Annotated in this window: 21 protein-coding genes and 1 riboswitch; of the genes, 14 read left to right on the forward strand and 7 right to left on the reverse strand. The window is 72.4% G+C overall.

Features of this window, described 5'->3' with window-relative positions; genetic code table 11:
• Positions 1–15: 15 nt before the first annotated feature.
• A complete protein-coding gene (locus tag FHX82_RS21100) occupies positions 16–864 on the reverse strand; it encodes a helix-turn-helix transcriptional regulator (protein WP_183176723.1) in 849 nt (282 codons plus the stop codon).
• A 55-nt stretch (positions 865–919) separates the two neighbouring features.
• Between FHX82_RS21100 and FHX82_RS21105 the strand changes: the two genes are divergently transcribed.
• The gene (locus FHX82_RS21105; protein WP_145939254.1) at positions 920–1,699 is read left to right on the forward strand and encodes an alpha/beta fold hydrolase; all 780 of its coding nucleotides are present in this window, start codon (positions 920–922) and stop codon (positions 1,697–1,699) included.
• Positions 1,700–1,724: 25 nt separating this feature from the next.
• Here FHX82_RS21105 and FHX82_RS21110 read toward each other — a convergent pair whose 3' ends face one another.
• On the reverse strand, positions 1,725–2,630 hold the full coding sequence (locus FHX82_RS21110) for an aldo/keto reductase (RefSeq protein WP_145939253.1): 906 nt from the start codon (positions 2,628–2,630) through the stop codon (positions 1,725–1,727).
• 85 nt (positions 2,631–2,715) lie between these two features.
• Here FHX82_RS21110 and FHX82_RS21115 point away from each other — a divergent pair, with 85 nt between their 5' ends.
• Entirely contained in the window at positions 2,716–3,378 is a 663-nt protein-coding gene (locus FHX82_RS21115) for a TetR/AcrR family transcriptional regulator (protein ID WP_145939252.1), read from the forward strand.
• 5 nt (positions 3,379–3,383) lie between these two features.
• Positions 3,384–4,250: a S1 family peptidase gene (locus tag FHX82_RS21120; RefSeq protein WP_229880670.1), complete on the forward strand. Its 867-nt coding sequence runs from the start codon at positions 3,384–3,386 to the stop codon at positions 4,248–4,250.
• A 6-nt stretch (positions 4,251–4,256) separates the two neighbouring features.
• Here the strand turns inward: FHX82_RS21120 and FHX82_RS21125 are convergent, their stop codons facing one another.
• Positions 4,257–4,493 (reverse strand): hypothetical protein, encoded by a 237-nt coding sequence (locus FHX82_RS21125; protein WP_145939251.1) that lies wholly within the window; start codon positions 4,491–4,493, stop codon positions 4,257–4,259.
• Between the two features lie 85 nt (positions 4,494–4,578).
• Here FHX82_RS21125 and FHX82_RS21130 point away from each other — a divergent pair, with 85 nt between their 5' ends.
• Positions 4,579–5,718 carry a glycosyltransferase gene (locus tag FHX82_RS21130; protein WP_229880672.1) on the forward strand — a complete coding sequence of 380 codons (1,140 nt, stop codon included), beginning with the start codon at positions 4,579–4,581 and terminating at the stop codon, positions 5,716–5,718.
• Between the two features lie 97 nt (positions 5,719–5,815).
• Here FHX82_RS21130 and FHX82_RS21135 read toward each other — a convergent pair whose 3' ends face one another.
• The 4 genes from FHX82_RS21135 to FHX82_RS21150 are packed head-to-tail and all read right to left on the reverse strand — an operon-like array spanning position 5,816 to position 10,434.
• Entirely contained in the window at positions 5,816–7,180 is a 1,365-nt protein-coding gene (locus tag FHX82_RS21135; RefSeq protein ID WP_145939249.1) for a GH1 family beta-glucosidase, read from the reverse strand.
• 33 nt (positions 7,181–7,213) lie between these two features.
• The gene (locus FHX82_RS21140; protein ID WP_145939248.1) at positions 7,214–8,074 is read right to left on the reverse strand and encodes a carbohydrate ABC transporter permease; all 861 of its coding nucleotides are present in this window, start codon (positions 8,072–8,074) and stop codon (positions 7,214–7,216) included.
• A complete protein-coding gene (locus FHX82_RS21145; RefSeq protein WP_145939247.1) occupies positions 8,067–9,050 on the reverse strand; it encodes a carbohydrate ABC transporter permease in 984 nt (327 codons plus the stop codon). The genes FHX82_RS21140 and FHX82_RS21145 overlap by 8 nt, the downstream gene beginning before the upstream one ends.
• Positions 9,051–9,093: 43 nt before the next feature.
• Positions 9,094–10,434: an ABC transporter substrate-binding protein gene (locus FHX82_RS21150; RefSeq protein WP_145939246.1), complete on the reverse strand. Its 1,341-nt coding sequence runs from the start codon at positions 10,432–10,434 to the stop codon at positions 9,094–9,096.
• Positions 10,435–10,641: 207 nt separating this feature from the next.
• On the opposite strand from FHX82_RS21150, the gene FHX82_RS21155 reads away from it, so the two are divergent.
• The 10 genes from FHX82_RS21155 (at position 10,642) to FHX82_RS21200 (ending at position 25,182) form a co-directional block, all read left to right on the forward strand.
• Positions 10,642–12,276, forward strand: coding sequence for an ROK family protein (locus tag FHX82_RS21155; protein ID WP_183176724.1), 1,635 nt, complete (start codon positions 10,642–10,644; stop codon positions 12,274–12,276).
• A gap of 650 nt (positions 12,277–12,926) precedes the next feature.
• The gene (locus FHX82_RS21160) at positions 12,927–14,807 is read left to right on the forward strand and encodes a discoidin domain-containing protein (protein ID WP_145934029.1); all 1,881 of its coding nucleotides are present in this window, start codon (positions 12,927–12,929) and stop codon (positions 14,805–14,807) included.
• Between the two features lie 54 nt (positions 14,808–14,861).
• Positions 14,862–15,971 (forward strand): acyl-CoA dehydrogenase family protein, encoded by a 1,110-nt coding sequence (locus FHX82_RS21165; protein ID WP_222425946.1) that lies wholly within the window; start codon positions 14,862–14,864, stop codon positions 15,969–15,971.
• The gene (locus FHX82_RS21170) at positions 15,968–17,299 is read left to right on the forward strand and encodes an amidohydrolase (protein ID WP_145934028.1); all 1,332 of its coding nucleotides are present in this window, start codon (positions 15,968–15,970) and stop codon (positions 17,297–17,299) included. The genes FHX82_RS21165 and FHX82_RS21170 overlap by 4 nt, the downstream gene beginning before the upstream one ends.
• Positions 17,300–17,346: 47 nt before the next feature.
• A riboswitch (SAM riboswitch) is annotated at positions 17,347–17,460 on the forward strand.
• A 37-nt stretch (positions 17,461–17,497) separates the two neighbouring features.
• Positions 17,498–18,580: an ABC transporter substrate-binding protein gene (locus FHX82_RS21175; RefSeq protein ID WP_145934027.1), complete on the forward strand. Its 1,083-nt coding sequence runs from the start codon at positions 17,498–17,500 to the stop codon at positions 18,578–18,580.
• Positions 18,577–19,593, forward strand: coding sequence for an ABC transporter ATP-binding protein (locus tag FHX82_RS21180; RefSeq protein WP_222425945.1), 1,017 nt, complete (start codon positions 18,577–18,579; stop codon positions 19,591–19,593). Before FHX82_RS21175 ends, FHX82_RS21180 begins: the two co-directional genes overlap by 4 nt.
• Positions 19,574–20,455 (forward strand): ABC transporter permease, encoded by an 882-nt coding sequence (locus FHX82_RS21185; protein WP_145934025.1) that lies wholly within the window; start codon positions 19,574–19,576, stop codon positions 20,453–20,455. The genes FHX82_RS21180 and FHX82_RS21185 overlap by 20 nt, the downstream gene beginning before the upstream one ends.
• Positions 20,448–21,233, forward strand: a complete 786-nt coding sequence (locus FHX82_RS21190) for an ABC transporter permease (protein ID WP_145934024.1) — start codon at positions 20,448–20,450, stop codon at positions 21,231–21,233. Before FHX82_RS21185 ends, FHX82_RS21190 begins: the two co-directional genes overlap by 8 nt.
• Positions 21,230–23,245 carry a hydantoinase/oxoprolinase family protein gene (locus FHX82_RS21195; protein ID WP_221216183.1) on the forward strand — a complete coding sequence of 672 codons (2,016 nt, stop codon included), beginning with the start codon at positions 21,230–21,232 and terminating at the stop codon, positions 23,243–23,245. Before FHX82_RS21190 ends, FHX82_RS21195 begins: the two co-directional genes overlap by 4 nt.
• Positions 23,242–25,182, forward strand: coding sequence for a hydantoinase B/oxoprolinase family protein (locus FHX82_RS21200; RefSeq protein ID WP_145934023.1), 1,941 nt, complete (start codon positions 23,242–23,244; stop codon positions 25,180–25,182). The genes FHX82_RS21195 and FHX82_RS21200 overlap by 4 nt, the downstream gene beginning before the upstream one ends.
• The last annotated feature ends 255 nt before the right edge of the window (positions 25,183–25,437 follow it).

A 25,437-nucleotide genomic window follows, 5' to 3' on the forward strand; every position in this document is an offset into this window, starting at 1 on the left:
GCGGCGCCGGTTCCGCTACCGGCGCCACCGCTGGTCCTCGGCGAAGGCCCCGGGGGAGACGCCCGCCCGGGACTGGAAGAACTTCGCGAAGTTCGCCGGGTCGTCGAAGCCGAGCCGGTGGGCGCAGGCGGTGACGGAAAGCCCGTCGTGGGCGAGGAGGCGTTTGGCCTCCAGCACCACCCGGTCGTCGATGAACCGCTTCGCGCCGATCCCGAGCGCCTCCTGCGTGGCGCGGCGCAGGGTCCGCGGCGCGTAGCCGAGCCGGTGGGCGTACCAGGCGACCTCACGGGAACGCCGGTACCCAGTCTCCACGGCGCGGCTGAACGCGGCGAACACCTCCCGGTTGTCGGCGGGCCGCGGCGCCCCGTCGGCGGTCCGCAGCAGCAGGACCTCCAGCAGGTGCCCCAGGATCGCGGCGCCGCCCGGCCCGGCGACCGCCGCCGCGTACTCGCGGCGCAGGTGCTCGGCCGCCAGCCGCACCAGGTCCGCGTGCTCCGGGCGCCAAACCGCCGGGCCGAGCGGGTCGGCGCCCGGCGAACCGGCGGGCACGAACTCGGGCCGGAACAACACCACCGTGCCGGTGACCTCGCGGATGTCCTCCCACGAGTGCGTCCACCCCGGACGGATCCAGACCACCTGGCCGGGTTCGAGGCGGTGCCGGACGAAATCCACCGTGGCCGTGCCGCGCCCCGAATTCGCGAGGGCGAGCACGTGGAAGTCCGCCCGGTGCACCGTGGTCGGCTGCTTTCCCGCCGGAAGGGCTCGAAGCCGGCCGAAGGTGAGCACCTCGACGCCGAACGGCGAGTCCTCCGCGACGCGGTAGCGCACGGTTCTGATGGCGGGTTGCTGTCCGTTTTCCACCATGACAGGACCGAAGCGTACCTGGGCTGCGCGGCACCGCGCGCCTAGCGTCGAAGCCATGGAAACGACACAAGACGTGAAGGTGGCCGGGGGCGTGCTGCCCGTGCGGTTCCGGCCGGGTACCGGCCCGGCGCTGGTGTTCCTGCACTACTGGGGCGGGTCCGGCGAGACCTTCGCCCGGGTGGCCGAGCGGGTGGCTCCCGGCAGGCCGGTGGTGCGCTACGACCAGCGGGGCTGGGGCGCGGCGCGCGAGCTGCCCGGGCCGTACGGACTGACCCAGCTGGCCGAGGACGCGAGGCAAGTGGTCGAGGGGCTCGACCGGTATGTCCTCATCGGACACTCGATGGGCGGGAAGGTGGCGCAGCTGGTCGCGGCCGGGCGGCCGGCGGGTCTCGCGGGCGTGGTGCTGGTGGCCCCGGCACCGGCCCGGCCCGCCGTGGGCCCGCAGGAGCAGGAGGCGCTCGCGCACGCCTACGACAACGCGGAAACCGTGCGCGGCGCGCTGGACCACGTGCTGACGCACCGGCCACTGCCGGACGACGTGCGGGAGCGGGTGGTCGCCGACAGCCTCGCCGCCACCGAGGACGCCCGGCTCACCTGGCCTCGCGAGGGCATCGCCGAGGACATCGGCGATATTGTCGGGCGGGTCGAGGTGCCGGTGCTGGTGCTCGCCGGGGAACGGGACCAGGTCGACCCGCCCGCGGTGCTGGCCGAGCGCCTGCTGCCGTTCCTGCCGACCGCGACCATGGCCGTCCTCCCCGGCACCGGGCACCTGTCCCCGCTGGAGGCGCCCGGCGAGATCGCCACCCGGCTGGAGGCGTTCGTGGCCGGGCTGTAGCTGCGGCCTCCGTGGATCCCGCCACTCAGGGGGAAACCCGCATCGAGCGGGACGGTACGGCGTCGAGCGCCGCCAATGTCTCGTCGTCCAGGTCGATCGCGCCCGCGGCGAGGTTGGCCTCCAGGTGCGTGGGATCCGCGGTGCCCGGGATGAGCAGGACGTTCGGCGAGCGCCGCAGCAGCCAGGCCAGCCCGAGCTGCGACGGCGTGCACCCGAGGGACTCCGCGGCGGCGAGGACCGCGGGCTCGTCGGTCACTTTCGGCAGGCCGGGAACCGCGCCGCCCAGCGGGAAGTACGGCACCCACGCGATGTCCTCGGCGACGCAGAGCCGCAGGACCTCCTCGTCCTCACGCGAGACGAGGCTGTAGGCGTTCTGCACGCACACGATGCCCGCCGGCAGCGCCCGGCGCAGGATCTCGGGGGACACGCTGCTCAGGCCGATCCCGCCGATCTTGCCCTCGTCCCGCAGCGCGGTCAGCACGGCGAGCTGGTCGTCGAGGTCGACCACCTGGTTCCCCTCGACCCGGCCGCCGGGACCGGTGTCCGTGCGCCGCAGGTTCACGACCGGCACCTGCTCGACGCCGAGGCTGCGCAGGTTGTCCTCCACGCTCGCCCGCAGCTCCTCCGGCCGTTGCGCGAGCCGGAGCGGGAGCCGCCCGCCGGGGTGGGGATCGGCGCCGACCTTGCTGACGACGAGGACCTCGTCGCCCCCGCGGAGCGCCTCCCTCAGCACCTCGTTGGCGAAGCCGAACCCGTAGAACTGCGCGGTGTCGATGTGGTCGACGCCGAGCTCGACCGCGCGGCGCACGAGCGCGACGGCCGCGGCGCGGTCCTCGGCCAGCCGTGGGAGCTGCGCTGTGCCGTAGCCGACGCGGGAAACCGTGCGCCGGGCGAGGGAACCGGTGCCGCCGGGGCGGGGAGTGGAGGTCATGCCGGAAGTCCTGCCTGTGGGAGGATGAGGAAGCGGAGGAACCTCCGCCTAGCGGAACCGTAGCACTAACGGAGGTCCCTCCGCTTTGAGTCCGCCCGGACGTCCGCTGCGCGCGGACGCGAAACGCAACCGTGAGCACCTCGTCGCCGTCGCGCGGGAAGCGTTCGCCACCGCCGACACGGCCGTGCCGCTCGAAAGCATCGCCCGGGAAGCCGGGGTCGGGATCGGCACGCTGTACCGCCATTTCCCGACCCGGGACGCGCTCTTCGAGGCCGTCTACGCCGCCGAACTGGACGACCTCACCACCAGCGCGCCCGCGCTGCTCGGCGAACTGCCGCCCGACGCGGCACTCCGCGCCTGGCTGGGCCGCTACGCGCAGTTCGTCGCGATGAAGCGCGGAATGGTCGACGCGCTGCGCACCGGGCTGGCGGCGGGGCGGCTCACGCCGCCGGCCCGCGAGCGGGTCACCGCCGCGGTCGCGACCTTCCTCGAAGCCGGTGCGCGCGCGGGATCGCTGCGCGGCGACGTCGAACCCGGGGACGTCACCGCGATGCTCCTCGGGGTGCTGCTGACGACAGCCCCCGACAGCACCTCGGAACAGACCGCCCGGCTGCTCGATCTGGTCATGGACGCGTTGCGCCCTGGGCAGGATCCAGCCTCGACGGACAGCGGAAGGTGCACCGGCGGGCAATCTGCCGTATCCGAAATCACAGAGACCGAACCACCCCCGGGGTCCCGTACGTCATAGCAGGGGTGAGAACCAGTTCGAGGGGGCGGAGGTTCGCCTGGCACTGCGCACTGGCCCTCGCCGTGGTGGCGGGGGCCGGTGGGGCGTACACCTACGCGGTGCCGCGTCAGGCGGGCACCGCGAGCGAGCAGGCCGTGTCGCGGCCCGCGGCCACCGGCGCGAGGGCCGACGTGCCGGCGGGCGAGAGCACCACCGCCGCCCCGAAACCCGCGGTGATCCTGCCGTTCAACGCGAAGCTCAGCTCGAAGGACATCCCGACCGAGGACGGCGGGGTGCGCGGCGGCGGCTGCAGCGGCTCGCTGATCGACCCGAGCTGGGTGATCACCGCCGGGCACTGCTTCCACGACTTGGCGGGCAACCGCGTGGGCGGGCAGCCGCCATACCACATGAGCGTCACGGTCGGGAAGAACAAGGACAGCGACACCGGCGGGCAGACCGCGCAGGTGGTGACCGTGCGCCAGTCCCCGGTGAACGACCTCGCGGTGGTGAAGCTCAGCACGCCGATCACCGGCATCACCCCGTTGTCGCTGGACGGGAAGCCCAAGGTGGGGCAGGAACTCGCGTTCGCGGGCTGGGGCTCGCTCTCGCCGACGGTCGTCACGCAGTCGGACCACCTCAAGCGCGGCAACTTCCGCGTCACGAAGATCAACGCGTACACCCTCGAAGCGCAGCCGGTCGTGCCGAGGACCGTCGAGAACAGTCCCTGCAAGGACGACTCCGGTTCGCCGTTCTACGTCTCCGGCGACAACGTGCACGGGCAGCTCGTGGCGATCGAGAACTACGGGCCGGACTGCCCGCAGCCGGGGACGGAGGTCCTGGCCCGCGTGGACGTCGTGCTCGACTGGATCGCCGAGCAGATCGGGCACCGGTAGCGCGGATCAGCGCACCGAGTCGCCGTCGGGAAGCGGCTTCGCCGTCGTCCGCAGGTCCCGCGCCCGTTCCCGGGCGGCGCGGGCGGCGTCGCAGGCCCGCCGGGCTTCCTCGTGCAGACGGACGCTGACGTCCCGCACCGCCTTCGCCGCGTCGCACGTGACCACCGCCAGTGCGACCGGGTCGCCACCACGGCGGTGGGACGTCCGGTCGCCGGCCGATTCGCTCCGCTCCCACCGGACCATGGCCGCACCCTCTTCCGTGTTGCTTCCACGGTGCGGCGCCGGGGCTCGCGGCGCAAACCGGGGATCGTTTGGCAGGCTGCTTCCCGTGATCGTCGTGCGCGTGGTGGCCGGGGTGGCGTTGCTGGTGTGGGCCGGGCTGGCCCTGTGCCACGGCGGGTTCTGGCGGACGGGGCAGCGGCTGCCGCCGCGCCGCACGCCGCCGGTGTGGCCCTCGGTGGCGGTCGTGGTGCCCGCGCGCGACGAGGCGGACGTGCTGCCGCTGACCCTGCCCGGCCTGCTCTCGCAACGGTATCCGGGCCGGGCGCGGGTGGTCCTGGTCGACGACGGCAGCACCGACGGCACCGCCGCGGCGGCGGAAAGGCTTGCCCGCGAGGGCGGTCTGCCGCTGACGGTGACGTCGCCGGGGCCGGTGCCGCCGGGCTGGACGGGCAAGCTGTGGGCGGTCGCGCACGGCGTGGCGACCGCGGGCGAGGTGGACTTCCTGCTGCTCACCGACGCCGACATCGCGCACGACCCGGAGTCGCTGACGGCGCTCGTCGAAGCCGCGGGCGAACGGGACCTCGTGTCGCAGATGGCGGTGCTGCGCACGGAAACCGCGTGGGAGCGGCTGGTCGTCCCGGCCTTCGTGTACTTCTTCGCGATGCTCTATCCGTTTCGCCGGGTGAACCGCCCGGGCACGCGGACCGCCGCCGCCGCGGGCGGCTGCTGCCTGGTGCGCCGCACGGCACTGGAGCGCGCCGGGGGAGTGGCGGCGATCCGGGGCGCGGTGATCGACGATGTGGCGCTCGGTACCGCGATCAAGCGCACTGGCGGGCGGATCTGGCTGGGGCTCGCGGACCACGTCCGGAGCGTGCGCCCCTATCCGACGCTGGGTTCCTTGTGGCGCATGATCTCCCGCAGCGCGTACACGCAGCTGCGGCACTCGCCGCTGCTGCTCGCGGGAACCGTCGTCGGGCTCGCGCTGGTGTTCCTCGTCCCGCCCGTCCTGACGGTCGCCGGCGCGCTCCTGCCGGACACGCCGACGTGCGCGTTCTCGGCCGCGGCCTGGCTGGTCATGACGCTGACGTTCGTGCCGATGCTGCGGTACTACCGGCTGAACCCGGCGGCCGCCCCGCTGCTGCCCGTCACCGCGACGCTGTACCTGCTGATGACGCTCGACTCCGCGGTGCGGCACTGGCGAGGGCGGGGCGCGGAGTGGAAGGGCCGCCACTACTCTCGCGGATGATCCTCCTCGCGGGCTCATCAAGGCCGCGATGGAGGTCCACTCCGACGTCGCGCCGCTGGTCCGCCGCGTGCTCACCGGCAACGCGGCGCTCTGACGCTCACCCCGCCTGCTTCTCGAACACGCTCTGGTGCGCGCGGATCAGGTCCGCGTAGTCGTGGCCGCTGCTCTTGATCGTCCGCCGCTGGGTCCGGTAGTCGACGTGCACCAGGCCGAACCGCTTGTCGTAGCCGTAGGCCCACTCCAGGTTGTCCAGCAGCGACCAGACGTAGTACCCGGTCAGCGGCGCGCCCGCGGCCTTGGCGCGGGCACACGCGGCGATGTGCTCGGTCAGGTAGGCCGAGCGCTCGGGGTCGTGCACCGAGCCGTCGGGAGCGACCACGTCGTCGTACGCCGCGCCGCTCTCGGTGACCACCAGCTCCCGCGCGCCGTAGTCCCGGCTCACGCGCAGCAGCAGCTCTTCCAGCCCCGCCGCGTGGACCTCCCAGTCCATCGCCGTGCGGGGACCGGGGCCGGGCAGCTGCCGGGTGAACGGGGCGACCGCGCCGGGGTCGTCGGCGATGATCTGGCGGAAGTAGTAGTTGACGCCGAGCCAGTCGAGCGGCTGCGCGATCGTCGCGAGGTCGCCCGGCCGCTCGGGCAGATCCACCTGGTAGACCTCCAGCATGTCGGCCGGGTAGCCGCGGCCGAAGACCGGGTCGAGCCACCAGCGGTTGATGTGCCCGTCGGCTCGCCGGGCCGCGGCGATGTCCGCGTCGGCCGGAGTCGCGGGCTCGCACGTGCTCAGGTTGTTGGTGATGCCCAGCCGGACCTCGCCGGGCGACGCGGCGCGGACCGCCTGCGCGGCCAGGCCGTGCCCGAGGTGCAGGTGGAACCCGGCGTGCACGGCGGCGGTCAGATCGGTAAGCCCGGGGGCCATGCGCCCTTCGAGGTGCCCGATCCACGCGCTGCACAACGGTTCGTTGAGCGTGGCCCACTCCGTGACGCGGTCGCCGAGGCGCGCCGCGACCACGGCGGCGTACTCGGCGAAGGCGTAGGCCGTCTCGCGCGCGGGCCAGCCGCCGCGGTCCTGCAGCACCTGCGGCAGGTCCCAGTGGTAGAGCGTCGCGTTCGGACGGATCCCGGCGTCCAGCAGGGCGTCGACGAGCCGGTCGTAGAAGTCCAGGCCCGCCTGGTTCACCGCACCGGTGCCGCCGGGGACGATCCGCGGCCACGCGATCGAAAACCGGTACGACGTCAGGCCGAGTTTCCGCATCAGCGCGACGTCCTCGGGCCAGCGGTGGTAGTGGTCGCACGCCACGTCCCCGGTGTCGCCGTTGTCGATCGCCCCCGGAACGCGGCAGAACGTGTCCCAGATGGACGGACACCGGCCGTCCTCGGCGACCCCGCCCTCGACCTGGTACGCGGCGGTGGCCGCGCCCCAGGTGAAGCCGGGGCCGAACACGGAGAGGTCGGGAAAAGGCATGGGACTCCTCGGATCGCGGTGCGGAGGGGAGGGTTACTTGACCGAGCCTGCGGTCAGGCCGGCGACGAGGTACCGCTGCAGCAGCAGGAAAGCCGCGACCACGGGCACGCTGATCACCAGTGACGCGGCCATGATCTGGTTCCAGTACACGTCGTTCTGCGAGGCGTAGTTGCGCAGCCCGACGGCGAGCGTGCGGGTGGCGTCGCCGGTCATCACCGACGCGAAGAGCACCTCGCCCCACGCGGTCATGAACGAGTACACCGCGACGGTGACGATGCCGGGCACGGCGGCCGGGAGGATGATCCGCACCAGCGAACCGAGCTCGCCGTTCCCGTCGACCTTCGCGGCTTCGTCGAGCTCGCGCGGGATCGAGTCGAAGTAGCCGACGAGCATCCAGATCGAGAACGGCAGGGTGAAGGTGAGGTAGGTGATCACCAGGCCCAGCAGGGAACCCGACAGCTTCACGCCGGTGGCCGCGCCGATGTTGACGTAGAGGAGGAACAGCGGCAGCAGGAACAGGATGCCGGGGAACATCTGCGTCGACAGCACGGTGACGCTGAAGACCCGCCGTCCCGGGAACCGGTGCCTGCTCACGGCGTACGCCGCCAGGATCGCGACCACCACGGACACCACGGTGGAGCACGTGCAGACGATGAGGCTGTTGAGGAAGTAGTGCGCCAGTGGCACGGTGCTCCACATGTCCACGTACGGCCGCAGCGTCAGGTGCGCGGGAAACCACTCGAACGCGGACTGCACGTCCCGCAACGGTTTCAGCGAGCTGCTCACCATGACGTACAACGGCACGAACGTGAACAGGCCCAGCAGGGTCAGCCCGATCCGGCGGGTCCAGACGAACGAGGCCGCCGGGGCGAGCGGGGAACGGCGGTCAGGCATCGGCCTTCCTCCGGTTGGTGACGAACAGGTAGGCCGCCGTGACCACCAGCAGGAAGAGCAACAGCAGCACCGACATCGCGGAGCCCGAGCCGAAGTTCCAGCTGTGGAACGAGGTGTCGTAGATCTGCAGCGACACCAGGTTCGCCTCCGGCGGGGCGACGTTGCCGAACAGCACGTACGGGGTGTTGAAGTCGTTGAAGTTCCACAGGAACAGCACCAGGACGAGCACCTGGTTGACCGGGCGCAGCTGCGGCAGCGTCACCGACCGGATGCGCCGCCACACCCCGGCGCCGTCGAGCGCGGCGGCCTCGTAGAGGTCCTGCGGGATGTTCTGCAGCCCGGCGGTCACGACGAGGAACGCGAACGGCCACATCCGCCACACCGCCGTGATCACCAGCGCGAAGAAGCTGTTGCCGCCCAGCAGCCAGAACGGCGGCTCGCGGAACAGGTGCAGGTCGTCCACGAGCAGCCGGTTCACCAGTCCGTTGTCGCGCTGGAACAGGAACTCCCACGTGATCGCGGCGGTGTAGGCGGGCAGCGCGTACGGCACGAGGAAGTACGTCCGCAGCAGCCCGCGGCCGCGGAACGGGTCCTGCATCAGCAGGGCCGCGCCGGTGCCCAGCAGCCACGAGAACGCGACCGCGAGCACCGTGAACGCGCACGTGACGCCGAAGGAGTGCAGCAGCCGCTGGCCGATCGCGCCGTCGAAGTCGAGCGCGAAGCGGTAGTTCGCCAGCCCGGTGAACGGGGCCGCGCTCCAGTGCCGGATGAAGAACTGGGTCAGCTGCCGGAAGCTCATGAAGACGCCGACCACCATCGGCACCACGTGCACGAGCAGCTCGAACACCACGGCGGGCAGCAGGAACAGGTACGGCAGGCCGGCCCGCCGCACCCGCACCCACGAGCGGCGGGGCGCGCGCGGGGCGGGTGGCGGCCGCCGCGTCGTGGGCTGCGCGGCTTCGGCGGCGAGGGTCATGCGAAGTCCTTCCGGGCGCGGGGCGGTCGGGTGAGCGGGGTGCTCAGCCGCCCGCGTTGAGCTGCTGCTGCGCCTGGTCGAGTTCGTTCGCCACGGTCTGCTCGGTGACCGGCTTGCCGCTCGCCGCCGCGGCGAACAGGTTCTTCAGCACGGTGCCCATCGCCGTCTCGAACTGGCTTTCCTGTGCCACGGCGGGCATCGGGGCCGCGGAGTCGGTGAGGATCCTGCGGTAGACCTGCGCGGCCGTGGTCTGGAACGCCGGGTCGTTGTAGGCGTCGGTGACCGACGGCAGGGAGCTGTAGGCCTTGTTGAGGTCGATCTGGGTCTGCCTGCTGGTCAGGAACTTCACGAACTGCAGCGCCGCGTCCTTGTGCTGGGTACCGGCGAAGACGGACACGTTGATGCCGGCCACGATGGAGTCGACGTGCTTGGCGCCCGCGGGCGGGGACGCGGGGAACGGGATCGGCACCACGCCGTACTGGTCGGTCTTCATGCCGTAGTTGGCCAGCTGCGCGTCCGCGGTCTGCCACAGCAGCATCGCGGCCTTGCCGGTGGCGAAGTCCTGCACGGCCTCGGTGCCGTTGGAGTACTCGGCGACGCTCGGGCTCGCGATCTTGTCGGTCGCCACGAAGTCGACGTACTGCTTGATCGCGGCCACGTTCTGGGGCGTGTTGAAGGTGGGTTTGCCCGCGGCGTCGAAGAAGCTGCCGCCGTGCTGCTGGCTGAACGTGAAGGCGTGGTGGGCGTTCTCGGACGTGCTGGCGCCCTCCAGGCTCACGCCCCACTGGTCGCCGTGGGTGAGCTTCTTGCCGTCCTCGACGAACTCCTCCCAGGTGGTGGGCGGGTTCGTGATCCCGGCGGCGGCGAACATCGCCTTGTTGTAGTAGAGCGCGTAGGCCATCGAGTAGAGCGGGACGCCGACCGGGTCCTGCCCGGGCGCGCCGGTGGCCGCGAGCGCGTTGGGCAGGAACCGGCCGGTGTCGCCGAGCTGGTTGAGCACGTCTGCGGAGACCGGCAGGAACGCGCCGGTGGCCTGCAGCGATGTGGACCAGGTGTTGCCGATGTTGACGACGTCCGGGCCCTCGCCGGAGGTGGCCGCGGCGAGGATGCGGTTGAGCAGGTCGTTCCAGCCGATCACCTCCAGGTTCACCTTGATCCCGGTCTGGCGGGTGAACTCCGCCAGCTCGGGGGTGAGCACCCGGGTGTCCTCGGAGATCGAGCTGCCCTGGTCGCTGGCCCAGTAGGTGATGGTCTGCGGGCCGCCTCCGCCGCCATCGCTGCCGCCGGAGCTGCACGCGGAGGCCACCAGCGCGGCCGAGACGGCGGTGGTGAGCAGGACTGAGCGAAGGCGCGGGGCGGAGCGAAGGCGCGAGGACGGGCGCATGCCGGACCTTTCGACGGTGAAAGCCTGGGCGGGGTCATCGGTGCGGGAGGCGGGGAGCGGCGCGGCGGAGGACGGGGGCCGCCGCACTGGGGGGAGACTTTGTTCGGTACTTAGTTCACGGTGTGATTTAACCTGTGAGGTAAGTCTCACGTCAACAGTGGGGGCAGGATCGGCGGGAGGGACCGCCGGAGGTGGGAGGGTGGGCGCATGACCGACGCCGGGCGCAGGAACGTCCGCGACCTGCGGCGGGCCAACCGGGCCCGGCTGCTGCGGGAGCTGTACTTTTCCGGCCCGCTGAGCCGTCAGGACCTGATTTCGGCGACCGGTCTGAGTTCCGCGTCGGTCAGCAATGTCGCCGCGGACCTGATCGAGGCCGGGGTGGTCGTCGAGGCGGGGGCGGTGGAGTCCGAGGGCGGGCGGCCGCGGATCCTGTTGCGCGTCGACACGGAGCGGTTCCCGGTCGTGGGTATCGATGTCGGCGAGACACGGATTCGCGTGGAGCGGTTCGATCTGGGGCTGCACGAGCAGGCGTCGGCGGACATCCCCGTGGACGCGGCGAGGCCGGACCCGGGCCGCATCGTGGCCGGGATCGTGGCGGGGCTGGGGGCGGTGACGGCGGGTGCGGCGCGGGTGCTCGGGGTGGGGATCGGCGTGCCGGGCATCGTGCAGCACGAGCCGTCGGCGGTGGTGCACGGGCAGACGGTGGGGTGGGACGCGCTGCCGCTGGAGGAGTTGTTGCGCGCGCACACGGATCTGCCGCTGTTCGTCGACAACGGTGCCGCGACGATGGGGCAGGCGGAGCTGTGGTTCGGCGCGGGTCCCGCGACGGACAGCGCGGTGTTCCTGCTGATCGGCTCGGGCATCGGAGCAACGCTCATCGCGGACGGTGCCGTCTTGCGGGGCTCGACCACCAGTGCGGGTGAGTGGGGCCACACCAACGTGGAGATCGGAGGCCGCCGTTGCCGCTGCGGAGCCCGCGGCTGCCTGGAAGCGTACGTCGGCGCGGAGGCGGTGATCGCCCGCTACCACGAGACGCCAGGCGCGATGCCCCTCGATGCGAGGAACGAGGAGCAGGCACTGGCGCGGATCGTGGCACTCGCCCAGGGCGGCGCGGTGGTGGGTGGTGGTGCTGAAGGCACAGCCGCGGCGGGTGGCGGGGGTGCGGCGGGTGGCGGGGGTGCGGCTGGTGGCGTGGCGGGTGCGGCCGGTGGCGGGGGTGCGGCCGGTGCCGGGCGCGCGGCCGGTGCGGCCGATGGCGTGACTGCTGCCGGGGCCGGGGGCGTGCCTGGTGCGGGTGCCGCCGATGCGGCGCGTGGTAGGAGCGCGGCGCGTGGCGTCGGTGCGGCCGATGCTGGGGGCGCCGGTGCCGGGAGCACGGCGGGTGCGGCGGGTGGCGCCGGTGCGGGGCGTGGCGCGCGTGCTTGGGGCGGAGCAGATGCTCGCGATGCGGCCGGTAGCGCTGGTGCGGTGGGTGGCGCCAATGCGGCGGGTGCCTGGGGCGCCGGGAGCGAGGCGAGTGCGGCGAGCGAGGCGGCGCGGGCGGTGCTGGAGGAGACGGCGCTGCGCATCGGGGTGGGGATCGCGAACCTGGTGAACCTGTTCAACCCCCGGCGGGTGATCATCGGAGGCTGGGCCGGGCTGACCATGGCGCCACTGCTGCCCAGCATCCGGGACGCGGCGCAAGCCCACGCGCTGCGGCTGCCCTTCTCGCAGACCTCGATCGAACTGGGCGCACTGGGCCCGGACGCGGTAGCCCGCGGCGCGGCGACCCTGCCGGTCGCGGCGTTCCTGGCCTCGGGTGGGGAGGGTTTGGCGCCGGGAGCGGCGCGCAGCGCCTCCTGACAGCGGCGGCAGAAAGCGCTTTCCAACAAGGAGGGCGACGAAACTCCAGATGGTCCATGGCTTACGTGGCCGGTATCGGCTGGGCAACAGTGGCTGCTGGCGAAGTGCCAGCGGCCGCAGCAGGCTGGAAAGCGCTTCCCGCCCACAGGTACGACGCGCCATATCCGCGGGCGCGATCCGTGCCGTCGATGGTCGTCACCGGCAGTGCGTGGGCAGTCGCAGCGGTGGGAGAAAGCGCTTTCCGACCACAGGTACGGCGCGCCATCTCCGCTCGGCCGATCCGGATCGCCGATAGTCGTGACCGGCGGGACGTGGGCAGTCGCAGCGGCGGGAGAAAGCGCTTTCTGCCCACAGGTACGGCGCGCCAGCTCCGCTCGGCCGATCCGGATCGCCGATAGTCGTGACCGGCAGGGCGTGGGCAGTCGCAGCGGCGGGAGAAAGCGCTTCCCGCCCACCGGTACGGCGCGCTATCTCCGCTCAGGCGATCAGGATCGCCGATAGTAGTCACCGGCGGGACGTGGGCAGTCGCAGCGGCAGGAGAAAGCGCTTCCCGCATTGACACCCGCCCTGCGCGAGGTCATCATGCTCCCTGCGGGAAGTGCCCTGGACGGGGTTGCCCTGAACACCCACGAAACCCTTCGAGGAGTGTCATGCCCGCGATCTCCCGCCGCAGCGCCGTTCTGCTCGCCGCCGTCACCGCGACAGCCACCGCGACCGGGGCCGTCCAGTGGGCGCCTTCCGCCTCCGCCGCGTCCACTGTGGACTGGAACAGCGACTGGGCCGCCGCCGCGTATGCCGCGAACCCCGGGGCCGCCACCGCGTCCGGCAGCGAGAACGCCGGACTCGGCCCCGGCCTCGCGTTCGACGGCAACGCCGCCACCCGCTTCGCCAGCAACTTCGCCGACGACGCCTGGTTGCGCATCGACCTCGGCACCACCATCCGCGTCACCCACGTCGTGCTCACCTGGGAAGCCGCGTACGGCCGCCGCTACGTCGTGGAAGTCTCCGCCGACGGCACGAACTGGACCACCGTCTACACCGAAAACGCGGGCACTGGCGGCACGGTCACGATCCACACCTACCCGCAGCCCTCCCTCGGCCGTTACGTACGGTTGCGCGGACTCGAGCGCGCCACCCCGTACGGCTACTCGCTCTACTCCTTCCAGGTGTTCGGCGCTGCCCCCACGCCGGCGTCCACCGCGGTCGCGAACCTCGCCCTCGGGCATCCCGCCTACGGCAACTACTACCAGGACGCCGGGCACACCCCGCAGAACGCGTTCGACGGCGGCATCCCCTCCGGCCTCACCGGCGACACCACCCGCTGGGCCAGCGACTGGAACGACCAGCGCTGGGTCGCCGTCGACCTCGGGGCGACCTCCCGCATCACCGCCTTCGACCTCTACTGGGAAGCCGCCTACGCCGTCGACTACCAGCTCCAGGTCTCCGCCGACAACCGCACCTGGCAGACGGTCTACCAGCCCACCGCGGCCCAGGTCGCCCAGCGCGCGGCCGACATCGGCACCCCCGGCAGTTCGACCGGCATCCACGACAGCATCACCCTGCCCAGCCCCGCGACCGGCCGCTACGTGCGGATGCTCGGCCTGCGCCGCCGCAGCTTCTACAACCCCGCCCCGGCCACGGCCCAGTTCGGCTACGCCCTCTACGATTTCCAGGTCTGGGGCACCGGCGGCAGCGCCACCGCCGAGTACCCCGCCGCGCCCGCCGACCCGGCCGGGACCTACCAGACCGTGTTCTTCGACGACTTCACCGGACCCGGCCTCGACCGCGGCAAGTGGCGTGTCGTCGTCACCGGCTCGACGATGGGGTCGGTCAACGGTGAGTCGCAGGCCTACATCGACGACGCCAGCACCCTGACCGTGGCGAACAGTCAACTGCTCATCACCCCGAAGTACCTGCCGAACGGCTACACCGCGCCCGGCGGCGGCACCTACCACTTCACCTCCGCCCGCATCGACACCAGCACCGCGGTCAACTTCACCTACGGCCGCGTCAGCGCCCGGCTCAAGATGACCGCGGGCGACGGGTTCTGGCCCGCCTTCTGGCTGCTGGGCAGCAACGTCGACGACCCCACCGTGTCCTGGCCGGACTGCGGCGAAACGGACATCATGGAGAACATCGGCTACGCCACGTGGACCAGCAGCTCGCTGCACGGCCCCGGCTACTCCGCCGACGGCAACATCGGCACCATCGAGAACTTCCCGGCGGGCCAGACCATCGAGAGCTGGCACACCTACAGCGTCGAGTGGACGCCCTCGGCGATGCGGTTCGCCCTCGACGGCACGCAGTACCTGGAGATCCTGCGCCGCAAGACCGAGGCGACCCGGGGCGCGTGGGTGTTCGACCACAACCAGTACGTGATCCTGAACTTCGCCCTCGGCGGCGCCTACCCCGCGGGCTACAACCAGGTGACCACACCGTACTGGGGCCTGCCGCAGTCCAGTGTGGACAAGATCGCCGCCGGCGGGGTGACGTTCGCCGTGGACTGGGTCCGGGTCGAGCAGCTGCGCTGACGCCGTCCCCTCCGCCGCGCCTGGCAAGATCGGACGTGGAGTGGGAGGGACACAGTGGACCTGGAGAAGGTGACGCGGCGGCTCGCCGAGACCGCCGCCGAGTACGACCGCACCGGCGACTTCCCGGCCGCCGGGGTCGAGGCGGTGCACGAGGCCGGGCTGCTCACGTCGACCGTCGCGCGGCGGTACGGCGGGCGCGAGCTCGGCCTCGCCGGGCAGGTGGAGGTGCTCGCTGCGCTCGGCGAGGGTGACCCGTCGGTGGCGCTGATCTGCGCGATGACGCTGATCACCCACGCCCGGCAGGCGCGCCAGGCGCAGTGGCCGGAGGAGCTGTACTCGCGCGTGCTCGCCGAGTCCGCGCAGCGGCCGACGCTGATCAACACCGTGCGCGTCGAACCCGAGCTGGGCTCGCCCGCGCGGGGCGGGCTGCCCGCCACCACCGCGCGGCGGACGGCGGCGGGCTGGTCGGTCAGCGGGCACAAGCGGTTCGCGACCGGCGCCGAGGGGCTGAGCTGGTTCCTGGTCTGGGCGGCGACCGACGAGCCCGAGCCACGCGTCGGCACGTTCGCGGTGCCCGCCTCCGCGCCCGGTATCCGGATCGAGCGCACGTGGGACCAGCTCGGGCTGCGGGCCAGCGGCAGCCACGACGTGGTGTTCACCGACGTCGAGATCCCGGCGGACTTCCTGATCCAGGCGGCGTCCCAAAGCGGCCCGCCGGACAACCTCGCCGTCGCCGCGACCGCCCTGCCGCTCGCCGCGCTCTACCTCGGCGTCGGGCGGGCGGCGCAGCGGGCCTTCCACCGGTTCGCGCACGACCGGGTGCCCGCGAACCTGGGCCGCCCCCTCGCCACGACGGAGAAGTTCGCGCAGGCCGCGGGCGAGATCGAGACGCTGCTGTCCGGTGCCGAGGAGCTGCTGACGAGCGTCGCCGGGCGCCTGGACGCGGGAGAGGAGCTGCCGCCGACGCGCGCGCTCAGCGCCCGGGTGCTGGCCGACCGGCACGTGCACGCGGCGGTGTCGCTCGCGATGCGGCTGCTGGGCAATCCCGGCCTGAGCCGGCACAGCCCGCTGGAGCGCCACTTCCGCGACATCCAGTCCGCCGCCGTGCACGCGCCGCAGGAGGACACGGCGCTCACCGCGATCGGCCGGAGCGTGCTCGGATGACCCCGGCCGAACTGAAAGCCCGGGCCTGCGCGGAAATCGACCGCCGTGCCGCGGAGATCGTCGCGCTGAGCGAAGACATCCTGCGCCATCCCGAAACCGGCTACCGCGAGACGCGCACCGCCGAGGTGGTCGCCCGGAAGTTCGCCGAGCTGGGCCTGGCCCCGCGGGCCGGGCTGGCCCGCACCGGGGTCAAGGCGCGGATGCGCGGCCGCGGGCCGGGCCCGGCGGTCGGCATCCTCGGCGAGCTGGACAGCCTGGTGATCCCCGACCACCCGTTCGCCGACCCGGAGACCGGCGCCGCACACGCGTGCGGGCACAACTCGCAGGTCGCCGCCATGGTCGGCGCGGGCATCGGGCTGCGGCCGGTGCTCGGCGAGCTGGACGGCGACGTCGTGCTGTTCGCCGTGCCCGCCGAGGAGTGCATCCAGACCGGCTGGCGGCTGTCGCTGCGGGACGCGGGGGAGCTGCACCACACCGCGGGCAAGGCCGAGCTGATCCGGCTCGGGCACTTCGACGACGTCGACCTCGCGCTCCTGACCCACGCTGGCACGCCGGAACCGGCGCTGGGCCTCGGTTTCACCGGGACCGGCTCGCTGCTGATGCGGGTGCGGTTCCACGGCCGCGCGGCCCACGCCGCCGCCTCACCCGAGGCCGGGATCAGCGCCTACAAGGCCGCCACCGTGGCGATCTCCGCGATCGACGCGCACCGCGAGATGTTCCGCGAGGGCGACGGCATCCGCGTGCACCACCTGATCACCAGCGCGGGCTCGGCCGTCAGCTCCATCCCGGCGCTGACCGAAATGGAGGTGCTCGTGCGCGCCCGCACCATCGAGGCCATGCGTGACGCCGCCGCGAGAGTCCAGGGCGCGGTGCGGGGCGGGGCGCTCGCGATGGGCGCGGACGTCGAGATCCTCACCACCGTGTCGTTCCTGCCCTACGCCGACGACGCCCCGCTGGCCGAGGTGGTGGAATCGAGCGCCCGCGAACTGGTCGGCGACGGTTACGCGCGTTTGGACGGTCCCGGCGGCGGTTCCACCGACATGGGCGACCTGGGCCAGGTGATGCCCGTGGTGCAGGCGATGGCGGCGGCCGGGGTCGACGCGCCCTTCCACAGCAACGCCTTCTACACCGCCGACCACGTCGCGTCCGCCGTGGTGCCCGCGAAGCTGATGGCGATGAGTGCGATCGACCTGCTGCACGGCGGAGCCGCGCGGGCACGGGACGTGCTCGCGCGCAGCGGGCCGAAACTGTCGCGTGCGGAGTTCGTGCGGCTGCACGACTCGCTCACGCACGAGGAGACCTTCCGCAGCGCCGATCACCGCCTGTGAGAACGATCTCAGTGGGAAATGGACTTCGCGGGTGATAGGTTCGGGTCCGTCATGAGTTCCGGCGCCAAGCCCCGGCTGGCCGGACGGCAACCCTCCAACTGCGGTGGGGTGCCCCGGGTGAGGACATGGCCGCCCACAGCCGTGGGCGGCAAGCGCGGACCTGTCTGATCCAGGTCCCTTCGGCCTGAGGACGATGCGATGTTCAAGCGCATGAGCGCGGTCCTGGCCGCGGCCGCCGTCCTGTTCACCAGCGCGTGCGGGGTGGACACGGCGAACACGGGCGGTTCCGCCGGTTCCGGCGGTTCCATCACGGTCACGGCGTTCGCGGGCGCGTGGAGCGACGCGTTCCGTTCCTCCTTTGTGGAGCCGTTCGAGAAGGACACCGGCATCAAGGTGAACCTGGTGCTGGGCGCCGACGCGGACTGGCTCACCAAGCTGCGGGCCGCGAACGGCAAGAACCCGCCGTTCGACGTCGTCGCGTTCACCTCCGAGTCGGTGCGGGCCGCGGTGGGCGGCAACCTGCTGCAGCCGCTGGACACGGCGAAGATCAGCACCTGGCCGCAGCTGTCGAGCACGCTCGTGCAGCAGTCGGTCGTGAACGGCAAGTCCTACGGCGCCCCGCTGACCACCGGTTCGCTGGGCTGGCTCTACCGCACGGACAAGATCGCGAATCCGCCGAAGGACTGGCAGGACATCTTCGACCCGGCCTACTGCGGGCACATCGCGTTGCCGCCGCTGACCTACAACCCGGGTATGCAGTTCTTCTCCGCGCTGGTGCACAGCCTCGGCGGGCAGCTGTCGAACCCGTCCGATGTGGACCGTGCGTTCACTGAGCTGCAGAAGCTCAAGGGTTGCGTCTCGTCGTTCCCGGCCGACGCGGGCAGCGTCGCCACCGCGGTGCAGAACGGGGACGCGTGGATCGTGCCGTTCTGGGACGGCCGGGCGCTGGCGATGGAGAAGGCGGGCCAGCCGATCGGCTTCACCTACCCCGCCTCGGGCGCGGTCGGCGCGCTGACCTCCTACTACGTGGCGACCGGGACGACGCACACCGACGAGGTGTACAAGTTCCTGAACTACCTGACCGCCGCGCAGTACCAGAAGCCCTTCGCCGAGGCCACGTTCTACGGCGCGGGCAACGACACGATCGCCTACAGCGCCGACTTCGACGCCAAGATCAAGCACGGTGAGGACGTGTACAAGACCTTCACGTGGGTCGACTACGCGGCCGCCACCCCGAACCTCAACAGCTGGCAGCAGCGGTGGAACCAGATCTTCGGGTGAGCGAGCACCTCGACATCAGCGGCCTGACCGCGGGCTACGACGGGCAGCGCGTGCTCGACGTCGGCAGGCTCACCGTCGGCCGCGGCGAGTTCCTGTCCGTGCTGGGCCCCAGCGGTTGCGGCAAGACGACCCTGCTCAACACGCTCGCCGGTTTCGTCCGCCCGCAGTCGGGCAGCATCCGCCTGGACGGCGAGGACGTCACCGGCGTCCCGCCGTACCGGCGCGGGCTGGGCCTGGTGTTCCAGAACTACGCGCTGTTCCCGCACCTGAGCGTGGCGGACAACGTCGCGTACGGGCTGAAGGCACGCAAGGTGCCCAAGCGCGAGCGCGCCGAGCGTGTCGAGGAGGCGCTGCGGCTGGTGAGCCTCGAAGCCTACGCCGGCCGCCGGCCGCGGCAGTTGTCCGGCGGGCAGCAGCAGCGCGTCGCGGTGGCCAGGGCGCTCGCGATCCGGCCCGCGCTGGTACTGCTGGACGAACCACTGTCCAATCTGGACGCGAAGCTGCGCCGCGAGATGCGGGTGGAGCTGCGGGCGCTGCAGCAGCGGCTGGGCATCACGATGGTGTTCGTGACGCACGACCAGGAGGAGGCGCTGTCGCTGTCCGACCGGATCGCCGTGATGAACGGCGGCCGCGTCGAGCAGGTGGACACGCCGGAGGTCGTGTACCGGGAGCCGGCGACACGGTTCGTGGCCGAGTTCCTCGGCGCGGCGAACGTGCTGGAGGGCCGTGCCGAAAACGGCGTGCTGACCGTCGGTGACGTGCGTTTCCCTTGGCACCGCGAGGTTTCCGGTGACGTCACGGTCGCGGTGCGGCCGGAGCGCGTCCGGCTCGGCGGCAGTGAAGGTCGGCCGGTGGCGAAGGTGGCGCTGCGCTCGTTCCTCGGTGACGCGTGGCAGGTCGAGCTGCTGCTGCCCGGCGGCCTGCGCCTGACCGCACGGGCGGAGCAGGCGCCGCCCGAGGGCACCGAGGTGGCCGTGAGCTGGGAGCCCGGGGATGTCATCGTCCTCCGCTGAGGCCCCGAAGGGGCGGCTGCGCGGGCTCGGTTTCGTGCTGCCCGCGCTGGCGTTCCTCGTGTTCCTGCTGATCGTGCCCATGGTCCGGATGCTGATCATGAGCTTCCACCCGGTGGACGAGTACGGGCAGGCGCTGCCGGGCTTCACCGCGGAGCAGTACCGCCGCGTGTTCACCGAGTCCTTCTTCTCGGAAGCGTTGCTGCACAGCGTGTTCGTCGCGCTGGTGGTCACCGTGCTGTGCCTCGTGCTGGGCTATCCGGCGGCGTACGTGCTGGCGCACCGCAGGCCGGGGCTCGTGCGGACGCTGCTGCTGCTCGCGGTGATCTCGCCGCTGCTGACGAGCGTCGTGGTCCGCACCTATGGCTGGTCGGTCCTGTTGTCCGGCAACGGTTTGGTGAACCGCGTGCTCGTCGGGCTGGGGCTGCGCAGCGAGCCGGCGAACCTGCTCGGCAGCACCGGCGCGGTGATCGTCTCGGTCACGCACGTGCTGCTGCCGTTCGCGATCGTGCCGCTCACCACCGCGCTGCGGAACATCGAGCCGAACCTCGGCCGCGCGTCGCTGAGCCTCGGCGCCGGGCCCGCGCGGACGTTCTGGCGCGTCACGGTCCCGCTGAGCCTGCCGGGCATCGCGGCCGGCGTGCTCATCGTGTTCGCGCTGGCGATGGGCATCTACATCACCCCGATGCTCATCGGCGGCACCAACCAGCCACTGGCCGGGATCCGCATCTACGACCAGGTGAGCAGCGTGTTCGACTACCCGATGGCCGCCGCGCTGAGCTTCGTGCTGCTGGTGCTGACCGGCGTGTGCACGGCGGTCTTCGGCGGCGGTTTCCGCCTCTGGACCCGGAGGCTGCATGGCTAAGCTGCTCACCGCCGCGGGCAGGGTGTTCGCGGGCCTGGTGTTCCTGTTCCTGCTGGCACCGCTCGTGGTGCTGGTCGTCGCGTCGTTCAACTCGGCCGACTCGGTGGCGTTCCCGCCCTCGGGGTTCTCGCTGCGCTGGTACTCCGCGGTGCTCTCGTCCGCCGACTGGCTCGTGTCGTTCCAGCTGTCCGGGCTGCTGGTGGTGTTCGTCGTGCTCACCACGATCGTCCTGGGCACCACCGTCGCGTACGGGCTGGCGCGCGGCACCTTCCCCGGCAAGGGGATCCTGGCCGGGATCGCGCTCGGCCCGCTGCTGATCCCGGAGATCATCATCGCCCTGGGCCTGCTGTACTACCTGCAGGGCCTGCAGCTGACCAACACGATCACCGGCCTGTGGCTCGCCCACTCGCTGATCGCCCTGCCGTACGTGGTGCGCGCCGTGCTCGTCAGCGCGGCCGGGCTCGACCCGACGCTGGAACGCGCGGCGGCCAGCCTCGGCGCGAGCGGGGCACGCGTGTTCTGGACCGTCACGTTGCCGCTGCTGCGGCCGGGGATCATCGCCGGGGCGGTGTTCGCCGCGGTCACCTCCCTCGGCGAGGTCGCCATCACGGCACTGGTCGCCGGCGCCAACACCACCACCGTGCCGCTGCGGATCTTCTCCGCGGTCCAGTTCGAGCTGGACCCGTCGGTCGCCGCGGTGTCCACCCTGCTGCTGCTCGCCAGCGTCGTCGTGATGCTGGTGCTGGAACGATTCGTGCGCCTGTCGGAGCTGCTGTGACCACCATTCGAGCCGGGATCGACGTCGGCGGCACCTTCACCGACTTCGTGCTCGCGATGCCGGACGACAACCGCGTGCTGCACCACAAGGAGCCGAGCACGCCCGACGATCCGACAGTGGCCGTCGCGCAGGGCCTCGCGGCGATCGCGGCGCAGGCGGGCATCTCCCCGGCCGAGTACGGCGCGATCACCCACGGCACCACCATCGGGCTCAACACGATCATCCAGCGCCGCGGCGCGCGGCTCGCGCTCGTCGTGACCGAGGGCTACCGCGACATTCTGGAGATCGGCCGTAGCCGCCTGCCCTCGTCGTTCGACCTGCACGCGGCAAAGGAGGAGCCGCTGGTGCCGCGCGAGCTGGTCGTGGAGCTGCCCGCGCGGCTGCACCCGGACGGCACCCCGGCCCGTACGCCGGCCGACGAGGAGCTGGCCCGCGCGGCCGCGGAGATCGACGCGGACGCGGTCGCGGTCGTCGTGCTGCACGCGCACACCAACCCCCGTTTCGAGGCGGAGATCGCGCGGCGGCTGGCGAAACTGTTGCCGGGCACGGAGGTCGCCGCGTCGGCGACGGTGTGGCCGGAGGTCCGCGAGTACGAGCGGACGCTCGTGGCCTGCCTGAACGCGTACATCCAGCCGCTGATGAAGGCGTACTTCGAACGGCTGGAGGAGCGCCTCGCCGCGCTCGGCATCACGGCGCCGGTGACGATCGCGGGGTCGAACGGGGGAGCGCTGAGCCTGCGCGCGGCCGTCGACCGTCCGATCGAGACTGTCCTTTCCGGACCGGCGTCAGGCGTCACGGCCGCGACGAAGCTCGCCGCGGAGGCGGGCATCGAGCGCCTGGTCACCTTCGACATGGGCGGCACCAGCAGCGACATCGCGGTGGCGCTGGCGGGCACGCCGGAGATCGCGACGCGCACGAACATCGGCGGCCTGCCGCTCGTGCTGCCGGTGGTCGCGGTCAACGCGATCGGCGCCGGCGGCGGTTCCGTGGTGCGGGTCGACGAGCACGGCGTGCTCAAGGTCGGCCCGGAAAGCGCGGGCGCCGTGCCCGGACCGGTCGCCTACGGGCGCGGTGGCACGCGCCCGGCGATCACCGACTGCTACCTGCGCACCGGCCTGCTCTCGCCCGGTGCGTTCCTCGGCGGCCGCATGACACTCGACGCCGAGGCCGCGAACCGGGCGCTCGCGGAGGTCGGCGATCGCATCGGGCTCGACAGCGTGCACGCGGCGGCCGCGGCGCTGCGCGTCGCGACCGCGGGCATGGCCGTGGAGCTGCAGAAGATCCTGGTGCAGCGCGGTTTCGACCCCGCGGAGTTCACGCTGGTGCCCTTCGGCGGTGCGGGCCCGACGCACGCGGCCGCGCTCGCCGAGGAGGTCGGCATCAGCGAGATCGTGGTCCCGCCCGCGGCGGCGACGTTCTGCGCGCTGGGCGCGGCGGCCGCGGACCTGCGCCGCGACTTCGCGCGCAGTCTGCGCCGCCCGCTGGACGAGGACGGCCTCGCGCGGCTGCGTGAAATCGTCGGCGACCTGCGGGAGCAGGCCCGCACGTGGCTCGCCGAGCAGGGCGTCGCGACGGGCGAGCCGCGGTTCGACGTCTCCGCCGACCTGAGCTACCTCGGCCAGGCCTTCGAGCTGCGAGTGCCGCTCGGCGAGCTGACGGTGGCCGCCGTGGCCGAGGCGCTGCACGCCGAACACGAGCGCCTGTACGGGTTCCGCGACCTGCAGGCCCCCATCCGGCTGGGCACGGCCCGGCTCACCGTGGTCGGGCCGGTGGCGGCGCTGCCGTACCGGACGGTGTCCGGCGGCGGGTCGGAACCGGCGGCGAGCGGCACGCGGCCGGTGTTCCTCGGCGGCGAGTGGGCCGAGGCGCGGATCTTCCAGCGGGCGGAGTTGCGGGCCGGTGACCGGTTCGCCGGGCCCGCCGTAGTGGAGCAGGAGGACACCACCGTGGTCGTGCCCGCGGGCTGGGCGGTTACCGTGGACGAGTTCGGCAACCTGCGGGTGCGCCGATGAAGCTCGACCCGGTCACCCTGGAGATCATCGGCAACAAGTTCTCCGCGCTCGCCGAGGAGATGTGCCTGACGCTGCAGCGCACCAGCCGGTCGCTCTACGTCAAGGAGACCGCGGACTTCTGCTGCGCGCTCGCCGGACCGGGCGGCGGGTTCGTCGCCTATCCGCGCGGCATCGGCGTGTCCGGGTTCGTGGGGCTCGACGTGGCCGCCACGGCGGAGGCCGCGGGTCCGCTGGAGCCGGGCGACGTGATCATCACCAACGACCCGTTCACCTCGGGCGGGCTGGCCACGCACCTGACCGACCTCCAGCTCGTCGCGCCCTACTTCTCCGAAGGCGAGCTGATCGGTTACGGCTGGGCGTTCATCCACTGCTCCGACATCGGCGGCCGGGTGCCCAGCAGCCTGTCACCGACCAACGACGAGATCTTCCAGGAGGGCCTGCAGATCCCGCCGGTGAAGCTGGTCCGCGCGGGGCAGCCGAACACCGACGTCGAACGGCTGATGGCGGCCAACAGCCGGATGCCCGACGCCAACCGCGGTGACCTGCAGGCCATGATCGCCGCGCTGCGCACGGGCCGCACCCGGCTCGCCGCGATCGTCGAGCGGCACGGCGTGGCCGACGTGCTCGCCGCGCAGGAGGACGTGGTGGACTACACGGCCGCGAAGGCGCGCGCCGCACTGTCCACATTGGAGGACGGCACGTACAGGTTCGTCGACTACCTCGACGACGACGCGGTGTCGAAGGTACCGGTCCGCATCTCCGTCACCGCGACGCTCTCGCAGGGGCAGCTGCACCTGGACTTCACGGGCACCGACCCGCAGGTGGCGGCGGCGTTCAACATCGCGAGCCTCGGCCGCCCGCACGCCTGGATCACCACGCGAGTGCTCGCGCTGATCTGCACCCTCGACCCGGCGATCGCGCTGAACGCCGGGCTGGTGCGGCCGATCAGCGTGACCGCGCCCGAGGGCAGCGTCGTCAACGCGCTGCGCCCGGCCGCGGTCGGCATCCGGCACGCGACGGCGTCGCGGGTGAACGACGCGCTGGGCGGCGCGCTCGGGCTGGCCGCGCCGGACGTGCTGCCGGCGGCGTCGAGCGGGCTCGTGGTGCCGGTGGTCGTCGCGGAGCAGGACAACGTGCAGGTGCTGGAGCCGATGGTCGGCGGCACCGGGGCGCGCGCGGGCGCCGACGGCGTGGACGGGCGTGACAGCGGGATCTCCAACCTGGCCAACAACCCCGTCGAGACCGTGGAGACGGAGATCGGCGTGGAGATCCTGCGGTACGGGCTGGTGCCGGACTCCGGCGGCGCCGGGCGCTGGCGCGGCGGCAGCGGGCTGGAGCTGACGTTCCGGGTGAAGGGCGACGGGTCGCGGCTGCTGGCCCGCGGGCTGGAGCGGCAGTGCTTCCGGCCGTGGGGCGTGCGTGGCGGCGGGCCGGGCACGCCGGCGGTGCTGCAGGTGAACGGCGAGCCGGTGGGGAAGGTGGACGTGCTGCCGCTGCGGCGCGGTGACGTGGTGACCCTGCGGACCTCGGGCGCGGGCGGCTTCGGCGACCCGTTCGAACGCGACCCGGCGGCGGTGCTGCGGGACGTGCGGCGCGGCCTGGTGACACGGGAAGCGGCGGAGCGGGACTACGGCGTGGTGCTGAGCGGCGCCGAGGTCGACGAAGCGGCGACGGCGCGGCGGCGAGCCGGACGGAGCCGCGAGGGGTTCGGCTTCGGCCCGGAACGCGAGGCCTGGGAGTCGGTCTTCGACATCGAATCGGGCGACGCCCTGGTGCGCTTCCTGTTCACCCTGCCGAGGCACGAACGCTACCGCCACCGGGCGGACATCGTGGCCGCCGTGCTGGCGGAACTGCCGCCGGAGTTCCCCCGGGTGCGGCCGGACGCGGAGCAGCGGGAACGTGCGAGGGCGGTGCTGGCGTCCCGTATCGGGGCGTGAGGGAGCCTGCCGGTTGCTCGCGCCGGCCGGAGCCGGTGCGAGCAACCGGTCCCCGATCGGTCAGCGGCAGCTTGCCGGCTCCGGCAGGACGATCACGACCGGAGGCTGCTGCTCTGGCTCGTCATCGACCGGTTTCGACGTGCCCGTGGCCGAAGCGGCCAAGATCGCCAGGGTGACGGCAGCTGCTCGTTTCCGCAGCCGGAACCGGGCCGGCGGTGCAGGTTTCTCTTTCATGGCAGGAGATTCCCACTGCGC

The sequence above is a fragment of the Amycolatopsis bartoniae genome (assembly GCF_014191255.1).
GTDB classification, from domain to species: Bacteria; Actinomycetota; Actinomycetes; order Mycobacteriales; family Pseudonocardiaceae; genus Amycolatopsis_E; species Amycolatopsis_E bartoniae.

What these genes read in the sequence shown, in the direction of transcription:
- FHX82_RS21100 (WP_183176723.1), bottom strand. Translation starts at nt 864, where the DNA reads ATGGTGGAAAACGGACAGCAACCCGCCATCAGAACCGTGCGCTACCGC.
- FHX82_RS21105 (WP_145939254.1), top strand. Translation starts at nt 920, where the DNA reads ATGGAAACGACACAAGACGTGAAGGTGGCCGGGGGCGTGCTGCCCGTG.
- FHX82_RS21110 (WP_145939253.1), bottom strand. Translation starts at nt 2,630, where the DNA reads ATGACCTCCACTCCCCGCCCCGGCGGCACCGGTTCCCTCGCCCGGCGC.
- FHX82_RS21125 (WP_145939251.1), bottom strand. Translation starts at nt 4,493, where the DNA reads ATGGTCCGGTGGGAGCGGAGCGAATCGGCCGGCGACCGGACGTCCCAC.
- FHX82_RS21135 (WP_145939249.1), bottom strand. Translation starts at nt 7,180, where the DNA reads ATGCCTTTTCCCGACCTCTCCGTGTTCGGCCCCGGCTTCACCTGGGGC.
- FHX82_RS21140 (WP_145939248.1), bottom strand. Translation starts at nt 8,074, where the DNA reads ATGCCTGACCGCCGTTCCCCGCTCGCCCCGGCGGCCTCGTTCGTCTGG.
- FHX82_RS21145 (WP_145939247.1), bottom strand. Translation starts at nt 9,050, where the DNA reads ATGACCCTCGCCGCCGAAGCCGCGCAGCCCACGACGCGGCGGCCGCCA.
- FHX82_RS21150 (WP_145939246.1), bottom strand. Translation starts at nt 10,434, where the DNA reads ATGCGCCCGTCCTCGCGCCTTCGCTCCGCCCCGCGCCTTCGCTCAGTC.
- FHX82_RS21155 (WP_183176724.1), top strand. Translation starts at nt 10,642, where the DNA reads ATGACCGACGCCGGGCGCAGGAACGTCCGCGACCTGCGGCGGGCCAAC.
- FHX82_RS21160 (WP_145934029.1), top strand. Translation starts at nt 12,927, where the DNA reads ATGCCCGCGATCTCCCGCCGCAGCGCCGTTCTGCTCGCCGCCGTCACC.
- FHX82_RS21170 (WP_145934028.1), top strand. Translation starts at nt 15,968, where the DNA reads ATGACCCCGGCCGAACTGAAAGCCCGGGCCTGCGCGGAAATCGACCGC.
- FHX82_RS21175 (WP_145934027.1), top strand. Translation starts at nt 17,498, where the DNA reads ATGTTCAAGCGCATGAGCGCGGTCCTGGCCGCGGCCGCCGTCCTGTTC.
- FHX82_RS21185 (WP_145934025.1), top strand. Translation starts at nt 19,574, where the DNA reads ATGTCATCGTCCTCCGCTGAGGCCCCGAAGGGGCGGCTGCGCGGGCTC.
- FHX82_RS21190 (WP_145934024.1), top strand. Translation starts at nt 20,448, where the DNA reads ATGGCTAAGCTGCTCACCGCCGCGGGCAGGGTGTTCGCGGGCCTGGTG.
- FHX82_RS21200 (WP_145934023.1), top strand. Translation starts at nt 23,242, where the DNA reads ATGAAGCTCGACCCGGTCACCCTGGAGATCATCGGCAACAAGTTCTCC.